We start from the raw sequence: 21,922 nt of genomic DNA, 5'->3' as shown, positions 1-21,922 counted from the left end.
TTTTATATAAACCTTAATTCTCGTTCTGTAAAACCCTCGCTGCTTTTACTCCCTCTTTCTCTTCTTTTAAAAACAACGATACGATAAATGCAACAATGATAAAGACTAACCCCAATGTAAACGCACCTTGGAATCCTGATGTTAAACCATTTAATTTCTCTACTGGATCCATTGGATTTGCGGAGCTTTCCATATACTGAGTTGTTCCTGAAGACATTTTTGAAATAAAGATAGCTGTACCAATTGCGCCAGCTACTTGTTGCAACGTACTAAACAGTGCTGTTCCGTGCGGATATAAATCTGGTGTTAATTGATTTAAACCGTATGTTTGTGCTGTCATGACAAACATGAGTCCAACCATTAATACGCTATGCATGACAATAATTTGTACCATTGATGTGTCAGGCGTAATGCCTTTAAATAAGAACATCGCAATCCCCACTAACACAATACCAGGAATGATAATAACTTTCGGACTAAATTTATCAAATAGTTTGCCTGCAACTGGCCCCATTACGGCACTAATAACACTTCCCGGAAGCATGATTAGTCCTGATTTAAAGGCTGTAACGAGTAAAACGGTTTGCAGAAACATCGGTACTAACGTCATCGTTGAAAATAACGACATCATTACAATGACGATTAATCCAACTGATAATGTAAACATCGGAACTTTAAATGCACGTAGTTCTAAAATTGGATTATCGATTTTTAATTGTCGCACGATAAAAATACATAGTGATACAAGCCCAACAATTAAAGTGCCGTACACTTTCGGATCAGACCATCCTAAGTCACCTGATGCGCTAAAGCTATACACAATCCCGCCGAATCCTAATGTTGATAAAAGAATAGATGGATAATCTACTTTCGGCTTTGTTAACTCTGAAACATTTTGAATGTATTTCATTCCAATTGCAATGGAAATGATTACGATTGGAACGACAAAGTAAAATAACCAGCGCCAATTCAATGAATCAACGATTACTCCAGATAATGTAGGACCAATTGCCGGAGCTGACATCATAACGAGTGCGATTAATCCCATCGTAGCACCACGTTTTTCAGGTGGACAAATGATTAAAATCGTATTCATTAATAACGGTGAAATTAATCCAGTCGCTACTGCTTGGACAATACGCCCGACTAATAAAACGGCAAATGTCGGTGCGAATCCAGCAATTAATGTACCGACTAAAAAGGTTACCATTGCAATCAAAAACATTTGTCTCGTTGTGATCCATTGCTGAAGTAGCGCTGTAATCGGTACTAAAACACCAACCACTAACATGTAAGCTGTAGAAAGCCATTGGATTGTTGAAGCTGTCACGTCAAATTCTTTCATTAATACAGTTAACGCATTACCAAGTAACGTTTCGTTTAATAATGCAACCATTGCCCCTAAAAGTAACGCCATTAAAATGGGGGTATGCTTCATATTAGAAGTATCAACTTTGCCATTTGCAGGGCTCTTAGTTGTTATATTCATGTATTGATTCTCCTCCTGTTTTTTCTCCAAAAGCTTTATAGAAACCTGAACACATGTAATATAATATACATATGTAGATAAAAAAGGGAGAATCAATTTTCAGCCATTGTATATTTAATCTACAAAAAAGGAGAAGTGTAGATGAACGATAATGAAAAGCAACTTGATTTACGTATTAGACGTACACATAAATTACTATGGAATTCCTTATTTGAATTAATGACGCAACCAAAACAAAAATATAGTGCCATCACCATTAACCAAATATGTGATCGCGCGATGGTACACCGAACAACCTTTTATAAACATTTTGAAGATAAAGATGCTTTATTAGCATTTGGATTTAAACGTTATGGCGAAATGATTGCTGAAATACCGCTCTTAGATCGAATAAGTAAACCATTTCAAGTGATGGAACAATTCCTGCACCATGAAGAAATCTGTAAAATATTTGAAGCGCAAATGTCCGATGAACAATTCAATAGCCGCATGTATTATTTAAGCCACGAAACAAGAAAACAAGAAACAGAAGCGCTAAATCGCCTTTGTAAAAATCATACGATGCCAAATGATTTAATAACGGAATTTTATTCAGGAGTAATCACCTCATTAAGTGCGTGGTGGTTTCAAAACGAAAGAAAAGTTCCTGCAGCAGAAATGGATAGACACTTCCATCAACTCATTAATCGAGATATTTTTCAGTTTGAAGAGGAATAACTTCAACATTAAAAAAACGCCCATAGGAAATAGGCGTTTTTTTGTACATACTACATACCAATTTTCTTCAAATCCGAACTTTCAATAATCGAATGAGAATATCCATCTTTCCCAACTCGCACCATCGCTCTTCCTAATTGTTCTGAAGTTATTACACTGCCAAATCTCTTCAATAGTGGATTAAAAGGCTTCATCACATCGTACATCAATTGATATAATTTCGTTTTTGATTTCACACCATTTGCCGGGATAATGAATCCTGGTCTAAACATATACGCAGCTTTGAATGGTAAACGTAATAGCTCATTTTCCGTTCTTCCCTTCACTCTCGCCCACATCGTACGTCCTGATTCTGTACTATCTGTGCCGCTACCAGATACGTAAATGAACGTCATGTTTGGATTTAACTCCGCTAATGTGTGTGCGACGGATAAAGTTAAATCATACGTAACTTTTGTATACGCCTCTTCCTTCATCCCTTGAGAAGAAACACCTAAACAAAAGAAGCATGCATCAAATCCGGTTATTTTCTCTTCAACAGGCGATAGGTCAGCCACAGTTGTAAGCTCAATTTCGTTTAGTTTTTCATGCATCGCATTCGTACGTTTTCTACCGATCGTTACGACTTCTTTTACTTCATCATTTAATAAACTTTCTCGTAATACGCTCTGACCGACCATACCTGTCGCTCCAAATATTATAACTTTCATTTGCATCCTCCTTTATATGTTAAAGAAAAGCTGGTTTATCCCCATCTGTATTCGGTTTGTTTACACCTAAGTTTCCGCCAACATGTAAATCAGGTGATTGTGCCAATTTAACAACGAACGCCGCGACACTTTTACGTGATACTTCCGTTCCTTTATACGGCTCACCTTTTTCCGTAATTTCATATTCAACTTCATCATAATCCGTTAACCACGCTGGTCGCAACACGGTGTAATGAAGGTTGGAAGCTTCAATTACATCAACAGATTTTCGGTACGGCCCTAAATATTGACCAATCGTACGGTTATTCCACTCCCCAAACTCTCCTGGAACTTCATCATAAATGCCAAGTGAGCTAATGAAGATAAGACGTTTCACTCCAGTTTCGTCCATCGCACGCACAACCGTTTTCGCCTGCTCTTCTAAATCATCACCAGCTAAATTTGCATACACAACATCTTGATTTACCATCGCTTCGTTTAACGTTTCACGATTTAGAACATCGCCTTCCATTATCCGTACACGATCAGACTCATATTGCTGTACTCGATCTGCATTTCGTAAATATAACGTTAACCTTGCATCCGTTTCATTTAAAAATAACTCAATCGCATTACACGCAATTTGTCCGTTCGCTCCAAGGATTAATACGTTCGTCATAGTCAAAATTCCCTTTCCTATTTTTTATAAGGCAGTAGAAAATGCTTCTACTGCCTTATAAAATCAAATTACAAATGTTTACGAAGAAACTCCGTTGCCTTCACTACCGCTTGATCCACATACTCAGGAATATCGTATAGATCAAAGTGAGATCCACCTTCCAGAATAACTAATTCTTTCGGTTCGTTTGCTAATTCATACGCTTCTTTACTTTGCCAAAGTGTTCCTGCTTTACTTCCTGCAACTAATAGAAGTGGCTGCGTTAATAAAGAGCTCATTTTTTCATCGATTGCCGTAAACGCTAAAATTTTATCAAAGCTTGAAAACAACAGTTTATTTACTGAATTCGGATGCTGCGCTCTAGCTGTTCTGTAATATTCATATCCTTCTGCTGTTTCTGAATCCGTATTTTCATCAATTTCATGCGGTACGTAAGAAAGATACATCGGTCCCGCACCATTTACTTCAGCCGTACGTTGTTTTGCGACTGCATCAAGCATCTCAATTGCAGTCGATATCGGAGCCTCTCCATTCCAGCCTTCACGGAACGTTCTTCCCATATCTGCTGCGCTAATTCCTACAACAGCTTTAATACGACGTTCCGTTTGTGCTGTACGTATCGCATAACCACCGCCAGCGCAAATACCAACTACACCAATTCGCTCTGGATCAACGAAAGAAAGTGTCGTTACATAATCTACAGCTGCGCGCACATCTTCTACTCTAGATGTTGGATCATCCAGGTAACGAGGTAGCCCTTCACTTTCGCCTTGATAAGCAGCATCAAATGCTAACGCGACATATCCTTCATCCGCTAACTTCTGAGCGTAAAGACCTGCTGTTTGTTCTTTCACTCCACCAGCCGGATGTAAAACGATAAGAACTGGGTATTTCTTGCTATCATCCATTTCGTTTGGTACATGCAGATTACCAGCCATGTTCAAATTATACTTTTTAAACGTTACTTGCTTTTTCATATTAACCTCTCCATTTCATCTTCTTTTTTATTGATGTATCTTCATAATTAATCTTCAATCGTAAACCAAGGTCCTGAAGCTTGAATGACATTCCACAGCTTTTCTGGAAGCCCCAGTTCACTTACTGTTGATTTCTTAATAGCAGTTTTTATTTCATCTTCTTTTCCACCTTGCACTTTCTCTACCCAATCTGGATTCATAATTAACCCGTGACCAATCGCCGCAAGTGTAACTCCTTTTTCTAACGTTAACGAAACATCATCTGGCGTTATCATAGAACCAGCTGCCATTAACGGAATTCTGCCGTTTACATGCTCGGCTATTAACTCCAGGTACGTTTTCTCATCCTGACTATCCACTGGTTTTGCAGTAAGCGCACTCGCTAACGAAGCGTGAACATAATCAACATCTAATTCAATAAGACGATTCATTAACTCGTACGTATCTTTCATTCTTAAAGCACCTTCTTGTGGTTCATCAGGTGAGAATCTGTAACCAAGTGCGAACGGCTTAGTTGCATGCTTTTTAATAACTGACTGAATTTCACGAACGACCGCTAACGGGAAACGTAATCGATTCTCTAAAGAACCGCCCCACTCATCTTCACGTCTATTAAAGAAAGGTGAGACGAAGTTTTGTAGTAAAAATCCGTGTGCGCCGTGAATTTCAACGCCATCAAATCCAGCTTCAATCGCTCTTCTCGTCGTTTCTCCGAAGTCGCGAATTACTTCTAAAATTTCATTATGCGAAATCTCCCTTGGTAATACAGAAGGCGCAAACGGAGATGCTTCTGTTTCTAAAGCACTTGCACTTACTACATCCCCGTCTGGCGTGAAATCAGGTAATGCTTTGTTTCCTGCATGGAAAATTTGAAGGATAGCCGGTGCTCCACCGCTCTTAGCCGCATCCGCTAATTTGCGTAAACTCGGGATAAACGTGTCATCATACCCTGCAAACTCATTTGTAAAACCGATACCATTCGCCTGCACATGCGTACATCCCGTAATAACAAGCCCTACTCCGTTCACTCTCTTTTTGTAATACGTTACTTCTTCATCTGAAATCGTATAATCATCATTGCCAGCCCAAGTTGTCATCGGTGCCATCACGACTTTATTTTTCAGGGTAACGCCAGATTTAAATGTAAATGCTTCAAATAAGTTATTATATTTCGGATTCATAATTGACCTCTTTCTCTTTGTTTTTCATATATAAAATTGTCATTATTTTGTTATTTGTTCTTTTGAAGAAAGTTACTTAGAGCACGAAATGTGACTGCATCCCCCTCTTTCATTAAGAAATGATACTCGGAAGAATTAATGCACGTTGATGTATTATCTCTCCCGTGTGTATAATATAAAATGAAAAAGAGATGTTTTCAAACGTCAATTTTAGTGAATTCACGCATTAATACACACATCCATAAAAATTGTGTATTAACTATAAAGAAAGTTTGGTGACACAATGGAAAAAGTCGATCGAAGGATTATTAAATCAAAAGAAGCCATCAAAAACGCTTTTATTGAACTAATGGCCGAAAAAGGATTTGATAAAATTACAGTAAAGGACATTTGCACCACAGCGGACATCGGAAATAGAACGTTCTACCTTCATTACCTCGATAAATATGATTTACTCGATAAACTCGTTGTAGAACGTATCGAAGCGCTAAAAACACTGTGCGCTCCTCTCCACGATTTAAGCTTTAGAGAAGCTTGCATCGCTTGGTTCGAAAACATGGAACAGCACTACTTCTTCTTTTCAACGATGTTAGCTGGAAAAGGAGCTTCCGCTTTTCGTAAACACTTCTTCGATTACATCATCGAACAAATAAAAGACGACATAGAGGTTAAAGAAGGCATAAACAAAGGATTTAGTGAAGACATGATCATCACATTCTTCGGCTACGCTATCGTAGGAGTCGTGGAGACATACTTTATGAAGGGACTTCCTGACCCGCCGGAAGTTGTCGCAGAACAGCTTGGCTTGTTGTTAGATCGGAACTTTTAAATGAAAAGAGGCTGTTTTATAAACCGATTGAACCGGATTATGAAACAGCCTCTTTATGATGGAATAAAACGTCGATAAATTTAAGTTACAAATATTCAGAATTAATATTAAAATAAAAAAATGGGGATAGGGGTATGGGATTATAAAATTTATACATAACGAGGGAATAGAAATGAAACTACAATTAAAAGCGGATTTAGGGCTACTACTAGTTACATTCTTTTGGGGTGCATCCATCTTACTTACAAAGGTTGGACTTGAAGGCATAGAAGAATACAACTTAATCGCATTACGATTTATTATCGCCTTTCTTTTATCAAGTTTAATATTTTACAAACATTTATTCAAAGTCGATTTTAAAACTGTAAAATATGCATTTATACTCGCTTCTGTCTTATTTATCGTTTACATTTTTGCGACTTTCGGCACAAAGTATACGAGTGTTTCAAATGCTGGCTTCTTACTATGTCTCACAGTCATTTTCATTCCGATACTATCAGCTATATTTTTAAAACACATTCCAGAAAAGAAAGTTATAGTAGGAATCTTTTTAACGATAATAGGAATCGGCTTATTAACATTAACGAGCGAATTCAAGATCGGTAACGGTGATATATTTTGCATACTGTCAGCCTTATTTTATGCAATCCACGTCATCATCACTGGAAGCGTAACAAAACATGTGAACTCCATTGCACTTGGAGTCATACAACTCGGTTTCGTCGGCCTATTTAGTCTTATTTTTTCATTCATTATCGAAACGCCAAAACTGCCTAGCACAACCAACTCATGGCTCATCATCTTAGCCTTAAGCATATTTTGCACTGCAGTCGCTTTCATCGTGCAAGTTATCGCCCAGCAATACACGACGCCTACTCATACCGGACTTATTTTTTCATTAGAACCTGTTTTTTCCGCAGGCTTCGCTTTCGTTTTCACAGGTGAAACACTTACCGGGAAAGGATACTTAGGAGCGACGCTTATATTAGTAAGTGTGTTGATTGCTGAGGTGGATTTTAAGGGGTTGTTGCGGCCTAATTATAAAAAAAATATGGAATAGTTATTGTGCTAACGTACATAAACATACCCCGAAAATATTCGTTTGTATTATTTTCACCTTCTTACCTTAATTTTTTAGATGCTATCTTCGAATCAGGTAGCATCTAAAAAATGTTACAAGGAATTATTATATTTATGTAGCCTGCATAGTTAACCTTTTCTACATTACTTACTGCACATAGTCATACAGATTTTTCGCTAACAATAAACAAGTTACTGTAATGAAAAGAGCACGAACATACCCGCTTCCTTTTTTTATAGCAAATTTGGAGCCGACAATCCCTCCAGCAATTTGAGCAATCCCCATTATAAAACCATACGCATAGTTTACTTGCCCTACATACATAAACATCAACAATGCACCAACATTACTTCCTAAATTAAGAAGCTTCGCATTACCTGCTGCTTTTAAAAAATCATACCCGATAAATAAAAGAGAAAACATTAAAAATGAGCCTGTTCCAGGACCTAGAAATCCATCATAAAAACCAATAGTAAAAACAAAAAAAGTAAAAATAATGACGTGTCGACCAGACAATTTCTTATGAGTGGAAATACTACCCCAATCCTTTTTGAATATCGTATAAATAGCCACCGCACCAAGCATGATCAGCATCAATGGCTTCAGTAGTTCTGGGTTCATTAAATGAACGGTCCATGCCCCTATTATGGAACCTATGAAAGTGAGTGGAACTAATTTAAACGCCGATTTCAAATCAAGATTACCAGAACGATAAAACACAATATTACTAGTTGCACACCCCATTGTCGACGCTAGTTTGTTCGTAGCTACTGCACTTGCTGGATTCAGTCCTGTAAATAATAAAGCTGGTAAAGCAATGAGTCCACCACCACCTACAACTGAATCGATAAATGCAGCTAAAAATCCAAAAGCAATCAAAATAATTAATACGGATGGGTCTAAATAAAAATCCATATTATTAACCTCCCCTTTAGTCACTATCAGAATAGTAACTAATAATTTGCTAAATGTAAACAGTTATTGTAACGTTGAAATATAAAGTGAAACTTTAATCAGTGGGGGGTTTTGTTCATCCCCCGCTGATTATTAGTTGAACCAATCGGGCTTTTACGGGCAGTTGATCCCCCACCTAACTTCTTTGCTTCCGCTGAATTTTGAGGTGGGGGTCTTACTGCCCGTTAAAGCGGGATAAAAGCAAACATCGGAGGACGAAAAAAGTGGACTACATAGTGCAACAGCTTAAAAAAATGGGTTTTAATGAATATGAAGCTAAATCTTATGTATCTCTTGTTAAACAAGGGCCTGTCACAGCCTACCAAGTGAGTAAGGATTCGGGTGTCCCAAGAGCGCGAATTTATGAGATTTTGGGTAACCTTGTAGAAAAAGGAATTGTCATGAAGGAAGAAATAAATGACACCACTCGCTATTCACCTCTACCGGTTGAAGTCTTTTTACAGAAGGCTCAATCAGAATGGCAGTCTACTTATGAAGGAATCAGTGATTCATTAAAAAAACTAGAAACTTCCGAGGAAAAAACGGATAATCGAGTGATTACTTTAAAAGACAATAAAACAATCATTAGCTATTGTCAGGCATTAATAAAAAAAGCAGAACAACGTATTGTCATTTCAATGTGGGATGAGATGTATGAAGCATTAAAAGAGGAACTATCTGCGGTAGCTGATAAAGTTACAGTACAAGGTATTACCCTACATGTTGAAAATCCAATTAAAAATCTAGAAGCCCATCGCATAACACCTTATACAGAAACCTTGTCTACAGAACATTGGTTTATTTTATCGATAGACTCTACAGAGATGATTTATGGACCATCACTTGAAGAGCGTAATATTGCTTTTTATACAGATGACCCCGTTCATATATACCTATTAGAGGATTATGTATGGCATGATGTGTTAGTAAATCGACTTGTCCGACGTAGCCAAGATGATTTGCAGCAATGGATTACTGCAGAGAGAAGATCTTTCTTTATGGGGAAATAAGAAACATATTGAAAGAATCAAAAAATAAAGCATAAGTTAATGAAATGGAACACTTATGCTTTATTTTATTTGCAAAGCGATACTCGATCCTTTTCACTATTTCCCCTCCACAAACTGCCCAAACTCCTTCAAAAACCTCAGCTTAAAACTACCAACAGGCCCATTCCGATGCTTTGCCACATGAATTTCCGTCATCTCTTTCTGCTTCGTTTCCTTATCGTAATAATCTTCACGATACATAAGCATAATGACATCCGCATCTTGCTCAATTTGTCCTGTCTCTCTTAGGTCAGATAAAAGAGGACGCTTATCTTGACGTGACTCTACAGAACGAGATAATTGTGACAACGCTACTACACAAACATTTAATTCACGTGCTAATAACTTAAGCTTACGCGAAATCTCACTAATCTCTTGAAATCGATTGCCCTTATGCTTCGAATCGCCCGTAATAAGCTGCAAGTAATCTACAATAACTAAAAGCTTCTTATCACCGTGCTTCCTCTTTAACTTACGAGTTTGCATCCAAATATCTTGCACCGAAATGCCTGCGTTATCGTAAATCTCAAATGGTAATTCCCCAATTTCCGCAAACGCCTTACTCACCTTTTCCCAGTCCTCTATCGCAAAACGATGCTTCGGATTTTTCAACCTACCTCCTGACACTTCACCTACGCAAGACGCCATTCTTTTCAGCAATTGCTTACTACTCATCTCTAATGAAAACAATCCTACCGCCGCTCCAGACTTCGCCGCACGCAGTCCAACATTTAGCGCAAACGCAGTCTTTCCCATAGAAGGACGCGCACCAAGAACAACAAAATCACCTTCCTGCAATCCGCACGTCATTTTATTTAGCGATGTATAACCAGTCTCAATACCAGTAATCTCTTTCGCATCTTGATGAAGATCTTCATATAAATCAACTAGCGCATCCTTCAAATCAAACTCACATACACAGTCCTTTTCCTCTAACTCACAAAGTGCCGTAATCGTCTCACCAATAATTTTCTCATTCTTCTCAGCAATAAGACGCTCTCCCATCTTGTGCCCGAGAACACCCGCCTGATACATTTTCCAGGCACCTCGAACAAGCCCCTCATAATAAGAGAAGTTGGCAGTTGTAGGCACACCATCCATTAACCCTATAAAATACTCCATTCCCCCGATCCCCTCTAAAAACTTCGGATCTACCCTAGAAATGAACGTCACAAGATCAATCGGTTGCCCCTCTTCTTCCATTTTTCGCATTAACCGAAATATAGACTTGTGCACTGATAGGGAAAAATACTGCTCCGTCAAACGGCACTCCTTAATAAGCTCTCCATCAATTAGTAGAGAACCTAACACCGTCTTTTCCGCCTCTACATTTTGAATACTCATGGCCGCCACCCGCGCTCCGCTAAAAAGCGCTGCAACTCTTCCTCAGATGGCGCATTCTTCTCCCACTCCTCACACCTCGCCAAAAACTCCTCCGTCTCCCCCGTACTAACAGACGACTCCTTCTTCCGAAACTTAGCCGTATCCGCCTCAACCTCACATACTTTCGTAAATCCTTTCCCGTGCCACCCTCTCAAAATCCCCTTCACATAAGCAACCGTCCGCTTATTATTCTCAAACGCAATTTGAAGAGCCTTCAGCACAAGCTCCTCTGACAAATCTTCCATCCACGCACTCAGTTCCTCCACAGTATGAGGAGACAAACTACCGAAATGCTGCTCATAAAAAGAAAACACGCGACTCCCCGTCTCTTCCTCTGTCTCCTCACAAACTGGCTCAACATCATCCACAGCCAAATCACTCGGCATACCGAAATGCGCTAAAAGCATCGGAACATTCAGCTCCTCCTCTACACACTTCTGAAGAAACATATGTACAAACTCCTTATTCTTCACACCCTTAAGCTCACGAAGCACACACTTCTCCACATTCGTATTCGTCACAGGATTATAACGAAGCCAATTTAAAACGAATAACTCCCGCGTATCCGCATCATAAAGAATCTTTCCATAATCAATGAAGCGCTGCACAAGCTTATCAACAGTCTCCCGATTATAACCCGTCTCCATTTCAGCTAACCGCTTCGGAAAAGGAAAAATCCCACACTGCGTCGTCTTCGAACAAGTTAACAAATACACATAAAAATACCGCTCCTCCGGCGTCAAATCCAAAACAAAATCATCCTGCCAAAAATTCACCTGCACAGTACGATACACCGCCATCCAAATTCCTCCCATTCTCATTCAAAAATGAAAATTTCCTCTTTGTACTATATATAGGAAGGAGGGCTGGGTTTTTGGCGTGTTATTTCAAAATTTTTTTCGACTCCTACTACGGTGTTTGTTGGTGTTTTTGTTTTGTTATGTTTTTTCTTAGTGATTTATTACTTGGTAGGGGCTTGTAAGGGGCTTAGGAGGGGTTAGCATCATTCGTTTTTATAAACATACTCATTTTCTTATTTATGAATTAATATTCTTTACATGGCCTAATAAAAAAACGGGAGCATCTATACTCCCGCTTCTCTCCTAATATGTAACTTAAGCTTTTCTTATCATTTGGTTATATAGGAATTGTACATACTGTTCACGTTTTACAACTGCATCTCCTGCGAACTTACCATTACCTACACCTATCGAAATTTTGTTTCCATATAAAATGCGTGTGTAGTCATATGCCCAATGATCTTTTGGTACATCTACATAGTTTTCATTACTTTGTGTCTCTAAGTTAAACGCCTTCTTCATTACAGCTGCCATTTCATAACGTGTTAAAGTATCTTTCGGTCTAAATTCCCCAGTACCGTCACCTACCATGATTCCCATACGACCTACTTTTTCAATATCCTTCTCGAACATATCACCTTTTGTATCTGTAAACATTGAACTACCCTGTACGTCCCCTAAATTCAGATAACGACTAATTAATGAAGCCACTTGACCTCGCGTTACATTGTCTCCAAATCCAAATCTTCCATCACCATATCCGTTAACCAAACCTTTTTTTTCTAAATCGTTAATTGCGTCTTCAGACCAATGATTTTTCGGGACATCTTTAAATACGGATTGTTTTCCATCTTCCTTCTTCGGTAGCACCTTTAACGTTCTCTCTTCCACAGTCAGATTTCCATCACTGTCTTTAACCGTAAATTGTACTTTGTATGTCCCTTCTTGATTTAAATCCCCCAGTAACTTACCCGTTTTAGAGTCAAATACCTTAACCCGACTCGTAATATCTCCATCTTCAACATCTGTAGCTATAACGTAATTGGAAGGATTGAACGTATCACCTACATGTGCAACCATCTCTCCATTCTTAAACGTAAAAGCAGGAACTCTATTATCTACAACATGGATAACAGCCTCTCCCTTACCTACAAACCTTGCTTTCCCATCATCATCTTTTCTATCCAAGACAAACGTAACACGGTAGTCCCCTACTTTATCTACATCCACAGAACTAAACTCATAATCTACATAATATTCTAGACTTCGAAGCCCCTCTGGAGTCTGTACCTGTGCCTTCACACCAAGTAAATCTAATAAATTATTTACAACACCAGTTGTACCCTTTTTCATTGTATATTCTGTCTTATCAAAAGTAATAGGTACGTTATACAGCTTAATCCCTTGTGCATTTGCAACCTCACTTACCTGCACAATATCTACTGTTTGTGCCTGTACTCCGCCTGTTACCATCGTAACTGCCATTACAGCAGTTGCCGCAACTCCAGCTAACTTCTTATAATTTTTATTCATACTTAACCCCTCACCTTTATTATCAATCTATATATATTATACAATATAAATTCTCTCCTGACTTAATTTTATTACAATTAATTCCACTTATCATTCACCAAAGAAATGAAACGAAAGACATTTCCATACAAAATAAAAGAACCTCTAAATAATAAAATGGAACTTGAATCAATCCGGCTTTTACAGCCAGTTAAATCTATCACTTAACATCTTTTAAGAAGATTCTATTTTGGAAGCCACCCCGCTCGGCTGCTTTCTTTTTACGTATTTTATCTATTTCTTCTAGTGTTGTGCCTTCGTATTCGGCTAGGGCGTTTATTAGTTCCAGGAGGTCGGATAATTCTTCTAGTTTATGTTCTTTTGTGTCTGCTTCTAGATATTCGGTTAATTCTTCTTCTGTTTTTTTGCAGATTTCTTTTATGTATTCTTCTTCAGGTAGGATTCTTGTTGTGGGTGTTTTTCCGTTGGCTTTTATTATTTGTGGAATTTTGTTTCTGATTAGTTTGTTGTAGGTTGGCATGGGATTTTCCTCCGTTGGGTTTTTCTTCTATTATAATGGAAAAGCAGTTTAACTAGGTGTTAAACTGCTGAATTGCTTCTTTTATATAGTTTTCTTCTTCGGTTGTGAAGAGGGTTGGGAATTCGGATAACGGGAGGGTTGATTTTTGGATTATATCCTCTATATCACTTTGAGGTGTATCAAGATAGTTCGTTACCTCTTCTATTACATTGAAAAATTCCTTCAAGGTAACTTGAACGTCATGATGACTCGGATCCTTCTCTTCTTCCTTATACTTTTTCAACTTCCCTATCACATCCATAAATCGCCAATCAAACTTTTCTTTTAGTTCCTTATTATTATAAAAAATTTGGACACTCTCTTTTGAAAAGTGTTCCTCTAACCATTCCTTATTTTCTTTCTCCCATATAAAAGTTTACAGAAATGAAGAAAACAAAGCGACATCCACTCGTTCTTCCTTTTGAAACTTCTTCGTCATCTCATCCATATGCGAAAGCACCTTCGCAATTCTTTCTTGCTCTGCCAAAAGCAATTCTCTTTGAAAATCCATTTGTCTTAAAAAATCTTCCACCTCAATATTACGCTGCAATATAATAGTTTGAATTTCCCCAAGCGAAAAACCGAGATGCTTAAATGATTGAATTTGCTGCAGCACATACAAATCATCTTTCGTATATAACCGATGCCCACCCTCAGTATAATCGCTTGGCTTTAATAAATTAATCTTGTCATAATAACGAAGCGTCCGCACCGTAACATCCCCAACACTTGCAAACTCACTAATCATCCACGCCATATCATCACCTACTCCGCTAACTTCTTTTTCGCATACTGAAGCATATGAGAAAAACTCATCTCATTCTGCCTACAATATTGAAACAATCCTACAACAAGTAATACAAAAGGAACATTTCCTCTATAACGATTTTCATACTCGCTAATACCATCATAAAAATGCTCATACTTTCTTTTTCGTAAAACGATATAAATTGCAATAAAAAATACTGCAATCATGATAAAAGTTCGCTTTCCCCTTACCTCCACTTCTTGTTTCATCACCTATTCTCCTTCCACCGTGTACTTATCTTCTTTAAATAACGGAATTCGAATGAAATAACGATATGGCTCGTCGCGTATTACTTTCCACGCAACAAAAATCACTTGAACTACCTCAAAAACAAATACGATCCAAAACAAAACATCACTAATACGCGAACTAATATTAAATAGAAGAAAAATTGAACGCCTTTCGGCAATGGTATTTGTACACCTTATTTTTACGTGCCAGTGTGATGTACATGAGTAGTGATGAAAAGATTCCTATTGCAGCTGAGAGTAGTAGCATGATGATGGTGTTTCTGTTTTCTTTTGTGGTGGTTTTCATGAGTGGTTTGGTCCCCCCTTTTTGATTTGTCTTCTTTAGGTTAGGGGGTGACGTTGGGGGAGGTGCAAGGGAATATATAGAAAATTTTAATAATATAGATGAATTTAGACCTTTATCTTGACAGGGTGGAGGTCATCATTTTAAATTTACATCCACTTTATTTACAAATAAAAAGAAGAGCATATACCTCATATACTCTTCTTCCCATAACTAACAATGCACTTTATCCAACTAATATTTATCTATTATATTTAAAAATTTCTCCACTTTACCTAAACTCATTTGTCCCATGCAAAAATGAACTTAGCCTCTTATTCATGAGTTAATCCCCTTTGTATCTAAACTCTATTCCCCAACATTCAATACTTCTAAAACTTCCCTAAACAACACCGATCCCCTACCAACAACGAACTCCAAAGGAACTTCCTTAACACGCCCATCTCTCCCAACCATAACAACCCCATTCTCATAATCAACCCAAATCTGAACATCCTGCACATAATAACTCTTAATAGAAGATGCCTCATCTAAGTTGTTATGATCCAGTTCCACCTTAACTTGTTTCGTAAAACGACGCAGTGTTTTCCAAAGAGTTCGTTCTTCTTTTGACTTCATGAAGAGTTCTGGGAGTTCTTGTACTTCTTTTAATAACGACATAGTTGTTATGGTGTATGTTTGAATACCATATCCTACTGGACGAATGAGGTGGTCTAGTTTTTTCCATGGCTCTAGTTCGAAATGTACATACTCATCGTTTTGTGGCATTTGAATGTGTTTGATTTTGGCTACGTATTGAATGCCACCTTTTTCTCCGTGCCATTTTTTCGGTGCATATAATGCTATGTACTTTGCTTCTTGCCATCCTGATTTTAGCTGTATGGCTGGTAACTGATATAAGCCATTCTTTCTATACGTTTCATAGTGATTTTCAGTTTTCACGCTGCCCACTAATACTTTTTCTTCTAGTGAAGAGTGCCATTCTTCTTTTGTTCCTCTTGGAAGGATACCTTCTCTTATAATTTCTTCTGGGCTTTTTTCAATGAGATGATCTAGAAATTGTTCGACTAGTCTTGTTACGTTTGGTAAGAATGGAAAGCCACCGATATTTACTTTTTCGATACTTTTATAAAATGGATGGTTCTCGTATTCTTCCTCTTGGTTCCACGGGAATAGTACGTACGCTCCGTAAGCTGTTCGCTCAAATGGTCCTTCTTGTTCTACTACTAGTGCGTCTCTGTAACGATGCATTGTATTAATGTCTTCTTCCATTGGACCAGGAGTGCCATACTTCCTTTTGTAATGAGCTTTTTCAGCAAAATCAATTCGGTATTTTGCATCAAAAATGTATTGATATTGATAGTTCTTTCCCTTTTTCTCAATAGCGAGCATCGTATCTGGTTTTTGTGTAACTGTTGGTAGTCTACCGTTTCTTTTCTGGAAATAAAGTTCTATTACTTCATCAGTGACTGGATGCTTGAACGTTCTTTTTGCAGTTTTACTTTCATCAAGCGTTACGTATAAACCATCTTGTTTAACTTGAATAACGTCTTGATGGAGCGGTATATATTTTTTAGATAGAATTTGTCCGAGTTTTAAATACGTCCAGTATTCGTATAATCTAGCCACATCTTTTACTGACATTTTGAAAATTTGTCCTCGTAATGTTAAGCCTCGCGATAGCATTAAGAAGATTTGATACGCATCTCTATAGCCTGCTGCCATTTGGATAACGAGTGAAAAAACTGATCGATCTAATTTTCCGATTCCTCTCCAAAATGGATCGTTCAATTCATTTTTCATTCGATACTTCATATTTTTTACACGCTCTAGCAAATCTTCATCCGTTACACCACGTGTATATCTAGATTTTGACTCTAGCGCCTTAAGTAGATCATCTATTTTATGTACGATTCTTTGAATCATCCATTTAACAAATCGATTTTCCAGCGTATCATAAGACACTTCCTTATAAGCTGTAATCCCTTTAGTCGGTATACTGTTTTCTCCTTGCAGCAAGTGTGGTCGCTTTCGCAAATAGTTCATTCCGACAGAATCCAATTTACGAATTTTTTCTCCTCGTACAAGTTGATGCCTAGTCATAAGCGTATGATGCGGTTGTCTTTTAATATGAGAGATCGACTTCATAAATCGCTCAAAGGAATCATTTAAAATACGATAAAATTCACTCTTCGATGGATTTGTAGCGTAAATTGCAGACGCTCCTAAGTAAGTTCTTTTCAATAAATGAAACGCTAAATTATAAATTTCATCATTTACTTCATCTAATAAGGCTCTGTAATCATCCTTATAATCAAGTTTTGCCGGGAAAACTTCAAATGTAACAGTTAATAAAGTAGCTTGATCATCTTTAATTTCAAACGTTGTATTTCCTACTTCATTTGGAAACGAAAGATTCCCCATCAACACATGAAGTGACCCCATTTGAATAGAACTAACTTGCTTTCGAAAACCCGGATGTTCATGATAAAAAGAGAGCTGCCTGTTATTTTTCGGAACAACAACAAGCTGATAACTTCTATTTTCAAAAAAGATTGGCGGGTGTTCGTTCCATTCTTCTAACCTCTGCAATCTCGCATCAAATACAGAAACAGATTCTGCCTTCCCATCTACATGAAAATACATCATCTCATCGGCGTTCATAGCGTGATATTCTTTTAAACTCTCGTATTTTTCATGATAAGGATTTCCCTTAATCGTCAATGATAGCTCCTCTGTTTCAATCTTAACTAGCTCTATCTCATTATTAGATCCAGAAAGAGGTGAAACCATCATACTCGAACCTCCTTAACATATGAGACAACTTGTTAGCTGAACGAGGATACTTAGCATACGAAGCGTCATTATTGCCACTATCATATTCTTCACTTGTACATAATACATACAACTGCTTTAATACCTCTTCTGTTCTTCCATCGCTCCCTGCAAGACGCGGTAAAATCTTTTGATATATTTGATAATCAAGCGCCTCATCAAACGATAGTAACTTCCCTTGTTCGTTATATGCCATATAAAAGCAAATTTCGTCTCGTATACGATATCCAACTTGAGCTCCAACTGGTTCAAGTGTTTTATTTATTTCTATTAAAATAGTTGATATGTTTCTCACAAGATCTTCGTTTTCTTTAAAGCACTCTTTTAAATGAAGATATTCGGTTTCTAAAGAGCGATTTGAAGCAATTTCAGCTTCCTTCTCTTCTACGTCCATTAAGAAATTAAAATAATCTAAGTTAACGGTATTAAATTCAATTGTATTCGCGCGATCTAATACTTTCTTACTTAACGGATGTGTCGTTTCATCCATATTTACAGTTCCGATAATATATACATTTGATGGAATTGTAATATGCTTATTCGTAATTGATTCTGGAAGTACTGGTGACGTAACAATTTTCCCATCTTTCCATTTACGGCTCTCAATTACACTTAAAAAATCACTAAAATAGTATTCCACTCGAGCTAAGTTCATCTCATCCAATACTACAAAATAAGGTCTATTTGGATTTGCATCCGCGGCTTCAAGCACCTTAATTAACGGTCTTTCTTGAAATTCCCCTTGAAGATTCACATAACCGAGTAAATCAGAGCTATCACTCCAATCAGGTCGAACCGGAATAAGCGTAAATTGTCCATTCTCTTCTGTAGCCCCTAAACTCTCCGCAAACCACTGTACAATTTTCGTTTTCCCTGTACCGGAAATACCTGACAAAATCACAAATGGCTTCGTCTTTAATGAAAGGAAGAAATTAATAAGATCCTTTTTCTCATAAAAGAAACCTTTACTTTGAATATAAGAAGACACATGATCAATAATTGATTGCTGATCTAAATACACTTCTTTCCTCTCATAGATCATTTCATATTTCGTTCCTTTCTCTTTATAAGCTATGAATCCCTCATAATAGCGAAGCATTTCTTCTAGATCCTCTACTAACTCTTTTTCACTTGGCATTTTATTAGCATCGTACGCAATATAAGACGCTGTTGAATTCGCATATCCTTTTGCTTTTTGGCTTGTACCTAGGAAGATCTCGTCATCTTTCTTCACCTTTTGGGACATATGTATTTGCTCTCGAATCTCTTCTTTAATTTTTTGCATTTCTTCTTTAGTTGTTTCCGTTACACCTTGCGCCAGCGTTAAATATAATCGCTCCATATCTTCACTAAATAAGTAAACGATATAATAACCTCTTTGAGTAGATGTCGTAATGTCTTTATTCATAATCGCAAGCCACGGAACAGCAGCCCAATTCCCTTGTCCAACTGATCCTGTGACAACATATTGATTATGATTAATAAATGGTAATCTCGTTATTTCCGTTGGCATTTCATGCCTAACAACCGCTCCCATTTTATGACCTGCAAATCTTTCTGTTCTCGCCTGTAAATACTCATTCATAACCGTTAAAAACTTTTCACGTAAATTACTGTCCATACTACCGCCCTTTTCTCCATCATCTTTTACATATGGTTCAACAGGAATCCATTCATCATTAATTAGTCCTACTTGTTCAAGCCAATCTAGTAAGTTATTTGTTCGCCTCTTCGCTACCGATTCGACCATCAAATTATCCCCTAATGAATTTCGGACAATCGTCATTCCAAAATCAACTAGAGCTTCTTTCTTTTCATCCTTTGAATACTTCTCTAACAATCCAAGAACAAATAAAGCATGACGGAAATATTCTTGTTTTAAAACTAGCTGTGCCATGTAGTTTTTCTTATCTTCCGATTGAACATATTCGCTTAATAGCAGCTGATTCATTTCATGAGATTCAGTCAAAAAGCCCAACAATCTTAAATCTTGGCGCGCATTAGATTTCACTCTATATAAATTTTCATCCGTTTGTTCACGTAACTTACTTGGATTATATGTACCATTCATTATCTCTTCTAAAAAGAGCATGACTTTATCGTATTTTTCGCTTGGTAGGTTATCGGTTTGGAATTCTTTAAATGTAATAGCTCCTGATTCCATTACATTCACAAATGGCAGCTGTGAAAAGAGAGCTAACAAGAAAACATTACATTCACCTGCTTGTCCGAAATTCTCACTTTTTACCGTACGCATAGCGATAAACTTTTCCCAAGTGTTTTTAAGAAGTTCAAAGCTCACTTTAAAATAAGACGCTTCTTCTTCATATTGTCCACGTGAAATTTTCATTTCAACGTCTAATCCTTCATCATCCTTATTTATAATTAAATAATTTTTATCACCATTTATATCTTTAGCCTGCTTCATTGATTTAGCCAATTCAATTATGAGTTGCTCTAACATTTTCATCCCCACCGTTACAATAAATTACAATTACTACTATTTTACCAAACTATGTCTAAAAGAAAAATCATACAATACGATGTATGATTTTCTACTTTATTATTTATAATACTTCTGATAATCCTCTTCATTTTTAAATTCAATCGGCCCAACATCCATTCGGAACTTCCCATTCTCGTACAGCAGTGGTGAAGCCTCTGAATGGTCTTTTGAGTAACTTTCTACATGTGAAATTTTCATCTCATTTAAATTGGTGAAATCAATATGAGCAATGCACACCCAATAAGCATGGTCATTTATTTCTAATAATGGTGCTGTTACAACGCTTCCCATATGATTATCGACAACAGCTTTAGCTTTCATAGAATAGAAACTACCTATTCCATTTCCGACAGCACTATACGCAGCAAATAAAATATATTTTAAAGCTTCTGGTCGGTAAATACGGATTGTTTCTTTTCCTGGCTCTTGTGAATCACCGTCCAACACAATATACGGTGCCACTTTAGATGAACCTAGATTTTTATAATAAACCTTTCCTATCTCTCCATTAGTTGTCACGTAAAAACAATATAAGTCTAGGTCTTTATTTGTTTCCCACTCTAAAGTAGCTGTTACCATTTTAGATTTTTGTATATTTATAGATTGTTTTTTCTTCAATTCAACCTTAACTACATTAATAATTTTTTGTACTGGAGGTGAAGTAGGAACTATTTTCTTCTCTACAGGAGGAGCAGTTTGTTTTTCATCCTCTGCGATTTCTATCCCAAAATTTTTACACAATGCAGCTAACCCACCAAAATAGCCAGCTCCAATAGGATTGAACTTCCATCCTCCCCCATGTCGATACAGCTCTCCAACAATAATGGCACTCTCATCTGTAAATGGATGTGTGATAGGAAAATGAATAATTTCTAATCCTGATTGTGCGTTGCTTATTTTTAATTGAATATGTGAAACATCTCGTAGCGCCTGTTTCTTCTCTTCGGCATTATGAATTGTAATCGAAAATACAATCTTTTGTACGTCATCTTTTATATGAGTAAAATCTATCGAAAATCTTTGTTTATTTCCATTTGTTTCATTTTGGTCCAATTGAACAGATCGACAACTAGAATAAGGTTGTCCATAGAAAACGAAATCTTCTTCTTTAGTAATTTTCCCATTAAACCCTACTAAAAAAGCTGATGCATCTACATCCATATTCATCGGGGCATCCCAAGTTAAATCTACCAGTACTCCTCTAATCCCCGGATGATTCTTTGTGACGTCTATCTTTTGTCCCCTTACTAAAGTATGTATCATCATAATTCCCCCGTCCTACACCTTTAATGTTTTATCATTCAGTTCAATTATACTCC

Annotated in this window: 18 protein-coding genes and 2 pseudogenes; 4 read left to right on the top strand and 16 right to left on the bottom strand. The window is 37.2% G+C overall.

Features of this window, described 5'->3' with window-relative positions:
- Positions 1-13 precede the first annotated feature (13 nt).
- Positions 14-1,489 (bottom strand): MDR family MFS transporter, encoded by a 1,476-nt coding sequence (locus KZZ19_RS04775; RefSeq protein WP_237979677.1) that lies wholly within the window; start codon positions 1,487-1,489, stop codon positions 14-16.
- A 141-nt stretch (positions 1,490-1,630) separates the two neighbouring features.
- On the opposite strand from KZZ19_RS04775, the gene KZZ19_RS04770 reads away from it, so the two are divergent.
- Entirely contained in the window at positions 1,631-2,206 is a 576-nt protein-coding gene (locus KZZ19_RS04770; RefSeq protein ID WP_237979675.1) for a TetR/AcrR family transcriptional regulator, read from the top strand.
- A gap of 50 nt (positions 2,207-2,256) precedes the next feature.
- On the opposite strand, the gene KZZ19_RS04765 is transcribed toward KZZ19_RS04770, so the two are convergent.
- The 4 genes from KZZ19_RS04765 to KZZ19_RS04750 all read right to left on the bottom strand — a co-directional run bounded on the left by KZZ19_RS04765 (position 2,257) and on the right by KZZ19_RS04750 (position 5,732).
- A complete protein-coding gene (locus tag KZZ19_RS04765) occupies positions 2,257-2,916 on the bottom strand; it encodes an NAD-dependent epimerase/dehydratase family protein (RefSeq protein ID WP_237979674.1) in 660 nt (219 codons plus the stop codon).
- 19 nt (positions 2,917-2,935) lie between these two features.
- A complete protein-coding gene (locus KZZ19_RS04760; RefSeq protein WP_237979672.1) occupies positions 2,936-3,574 on the bottom strand; it encodes an SDR family oxidoreductase in 639 nt (212 codons plus the stop codon).
- A 68-nt stretch (positions 3,575-3,642) separates the two neighbouring features.
- Positions 3,643-4,551: an alpha/beta hydrolase gene (locus KZZ19_RS04755; RefSeq protein WP_237979669.1), complete on the bottom strand. Its 909-nt coding sequence runs from the start codon at positions 4,549-4,551 to the stop codon at positions 3,643-3,645.
- A 47-nt stretch (positions 4,552-4,598) separates the two neighbouring features.
- Positions 4,599-5,732 carry an NADH-dependent flavin oxidoreductase gene (locus tag KZZ19_RS04750; protein WP_237979667.1) on the bottom strand — a complete coding sequence of 378 codons (1,134 nt, stop codon included), beginning with the start codon at positions 5,730-5,732 and terminating at the stop codon, positions 4,599-4,601.
- 283 nt (positions 5,733-6,015) lie between these two features.
- Here KZZ19_RS04750 and KZZ19_RS04745 point away from each other — a divergent pair, with 283 nt between their 5' ends.
- Both KZZ19_RS04745 and KZZ19_RS04740 read left to right on the top strand, forming a co-directional pair.
- Complete coding sequence (locus KZZ19_RS04745) at positions 6,016-6,561, top strand: TetR/AcrR family transcriptional regulator (RefSeq protein WP_237979666.1); 546 nt, start codon at positions 6,016-6,018, stop codon at positions 6,559-6,561.
- Between the two features lie 172 nt (positions 6,562-6,733).
- Positions 6,734-7,621 (top strand): DMT family transporter, encoded by an 888-nt coding sequence (locus KZZ19_RS04740; protein ID WP_237979665.1) that lies wholly within the window; start codon positions 6,734-6,736, stop codon positions 7,619-7,621.
- 168 nt (positions 7,622-7,789) lie between these two features.
- On the opposite strand, the gene KZZ19_RS04735 is transcribed toward KZZ19_RS04740, so the two are convergent.
- On the bottom strand, positions 7,790-8,557 hold the full coding sequence (locus KZZ19_RS04735; RefSeq protein ID WP_237979664.1) for a TSUP family transporter: 768 nt from the start codon (positions 8,555-8,557) through the stop codon (positions 7,790-7,792).
- A gap of 263 nt (positions 8,558-8,820) precedes the next feature.
- Between KZZ19_RS04735 and KZZ19_RS04730 the strand changes: the two genes are divergently transcribed.
- A complete protein-coding gene (locus KZZ19_RS04730) occupies positions 8,821-9,606 on the top strand; it encodes a TrmB family transcriptional regulator (RefSeq protein WP_237979663.1) in 786 nt (261 codons plus the stop codon).
- A gap of 96 nt (positions 9,607-9,702) precedes the next feature.
- Here the strand turns inward: KZZ19_RS04730 and dnaB are convergent, their stop codons facing one another.
- From dnaB to KZZ19_RS04680, 10 genes and pseudogenes are all read right to left on the bottom strand, one after another.
- Complete coding sequence (dnaB, locus tag KZZ19_RS04725) at positions 9,703-10,989, bottom strand: replicative DNA helicase (RefSeq protein WP_237979662.1); 1,287 nt, start codon at positions 10,987-10,989, stop codon at positions 9,703-9,705.
- A complete protein-coding gene (locus tag KZZ19_RS04720; protein WP_237979661.1) occupies positions 10,986-11,828 on the bottom strand; it encodes a DnaD domain-containing protein in 843 nt (280 codons plus the stop codon). Before KZZ19_RS04720 ends, dnaB begins: the two co-directional genes overlap by 4 nt.
- Positions 11,829-12,143: 315 nt before the next feature.
- Complete coding sequence (locus tag KZZ19_RS04715) at positions 12,144-13,361, bottom strand: S-layer homology domain-containing protein (RefSeq protein ID WP_237979660.1); 1,218 nt, start codon at positions 13,359-13,361, stop codon at positions 12,144-12,146.
- A gap of 199 nt (positions 13,362-13,560) precedes the next feature.
- Positions 13,561-13,881 (bottom strand): nucleoside triphosphate pyrophosphohydrolase, encoded by a 321-nt coding sequence (locus tag KZZ19_RS04710; RefSeq protein ID WP_237979659.1) that lies wholly within the window; start codon positions 13,879-13,881, stop codon positions 13,561-13,563.
- 52 nt (positions 13,882-13,933) lie between these two features.
- Positions 13,934-14,677 (bottom strand): annotated as a pseudogene (locus KZZ19_RS04705) (MerR family transcriptional regulator).
- Between the two features lie 8 nt (positions 14,678-14,685).
- Entirely contained in the window at positions 14,686-14,937 is a 252-nt protein-coding gene (locus KZZ19_RS04700) for a hypothetical protein (protein ID WP_237979658.1), read from the bottom strand.
- A 3-nt stretch (positions 14,938-14,940) separates the two neighbouring features.
- Positions 14,941-15,265: pseudogene (locus KZZ19_RS04695) on the bottom strand (DUF4870 domain-containing protein).
- A gap of 345 nt (positions 15,266-15,610) precedes the next feature.
- Positions 15,611-18,055: a restriction endonuclease-like protein gene (locus tag KZZ19_RS04690; RefSeq protein ID WP_237979976.1), complete on the bottom strand. Its 2,445-nt coding sequence runs from the start codon at positions 18,053-18,055 to the stop codon at positions 15,611-15,613.
- Positions 18,030-20,561: an MrcB family domain-containing protein gene (locus KZZ19_RS04685; protein WP_237979657.1), complete on the bottom strand. Its 2,532-nt coding sequence runs from the start codon at positions 20,559-20,561 to the stop codon at positions 18,030-18,032. Before KZZ19_RS04685 ends, KZZ19_RS04690 begins: the two co-directional genes overlap by 26 nt.
- 99 nt (positions 20,562-20,660) lie before the next feature.
- On the bottom strand, positions 20,661-21,866 hold the full coding sequence (locus KZZ19_RS04680) for a TerD family protein (RefSeq protein WP_237979656.1): 1,206 nt from the start codon (positions 21,864-21,866) through the stop codon (positions 20,661-20,663).
- Between the last annotated feature and the right edge of the window lie 56 nt (positions 21,867-21,922).

This window comes from Bacillus thuringiensis, assembly GCF_022095615.2.
Lineage (GTDB): Bacteria > Bacillota > Bacilli > Bacillales > Bacillaceae_G > Bacillus_A > Bacillus_A cereus_AG.
This window is presented reverse-complemented; position numbering and strand designations above follow the sequence as displayed.

Excerpts from the sequence above, each read along its gene's own strand:
- KZZ19_RS04735 (WP_237979664.1), bottom strand. The coding sequence starts at position 8,557 with ATGGATTTTTATTTAGACCCATCCGTATTAATTATTTTGATTGCTTTT.
- KZZ19_RS04760 (WP_237979672.1), bottom strand. The coding sequence starts at position 3,574 with ATGACGAACGTATTAATCCTTGGAGCGAACGGACAAATTGCGTGTAAT.
- KZZ19_RS04765 (WP_237979674.1), bottom strand. The coding sequence starts at position 2,916 with ATGAAAGTTATAATATTTGGAGCGACAGGTATGGTCGGTCAGAGCGTA.
- KZZ19_RS04745 (WP_237979666.1), top strand. The coding sequence starts at position 6,016 with ATGGAAAAAGTCGATCGAAGGATTATTAAATCAAAAGAAGCCATCAAA.
- KZZ19_RS04685 (WP_237979657.1), bottom strand. The coding sequence starts at position 20,561 with ATGTTAGAGCAACTCATAATTGAATTGGCTAAATCAATGAAGCAGGCT.
- KZZ19_RS04740 (WP_237979665.1), top strand. The coding sequence starts at position 6,734 with ATGAAACTACAATTAAAAGCGGATTTAGGGCTACTACTAGTTACATTC.
- KZZ19_RS04755 (WP_237979669.1), bottom strand. The coding sequence starts at position 4,551 with ATGAAAAAGCAAGTAACGTTTAAAAAGTATAATTTGAACATGGCTGGT.
- KZZ19_RS04680 (WP_237979656.1), bottom strand. The coding sequence starts at position 21,866 with ATGATACATACTTTAGTAAGGGGACAAAAGATAGACGTCACAAAGAAT.
- KZZ19_RS04770 (WP_237979675.1), top strand. The coding sequence starts at position 1,631 with ATGAACGATAATGAAAAGCAACTTGATTTACGTATTAGACGTACACAT.
- KZZ19_RS04715 (WP_237979660.1), bottom strand. The coding sequence starts at position 13,361 with ATGAATAAAAATTATAAGAAGTTAGCTGGAGTTGCGGCAACTGCTGTA.
- KZZ19_RS04690 (WP_237979976.1), bottom strand. The coding sequence starts at position 18,055 with ATGGTTTCACCTCTTTCTGGATCTAATAATGAGATAGAGCTAGTTAAG.
- KZZ19_RS04710 (WP_237979659.1), bottom strand. The coding sequence starts at position 13,881 with ATGCCAACCTACAACAAACTAATCAGAAACAAAATTCCACAAATAATA.
- KZZ19_RS04775 (WP_237979677.1), bottom strand. The coding sequence starts at position 1,489 with ATGAATATAACAACTAAGAGCCCTGCAAATGGCAAAGTTGATACTTCT.
- dnaB (WP_237979662.1), bottom strand. The coding sequence starts at position 10,989 with ATGAGTATTCAAAATGTAGAGGCGGAAAAGACGGTGTTAGGTTCTCTA.
- KZZ19_RS04750 (WP_237979667.1), bottom strand. The coding sequence starts at position 5,732 with ATGAATCCGAAATATAATAACTTATTTGAAGCATTTACATTTAAATCT.
- KZZ19_RS04700 (WP_237979658.1), bottom strand. The coding sequence starts at position 14,937 with ATGAAACAAGAAGTGGAGGTAAGGGGAAAGCGAACTTTTATCATGATT.
- KZZ19_RS04720 (WP_237979661.1), bottom strand. The coding sequence starts at position 11,828 with ATGGCGGTGTATCGTACTGTGCAGGTGAATTTTTGGCAGGATGATTTT.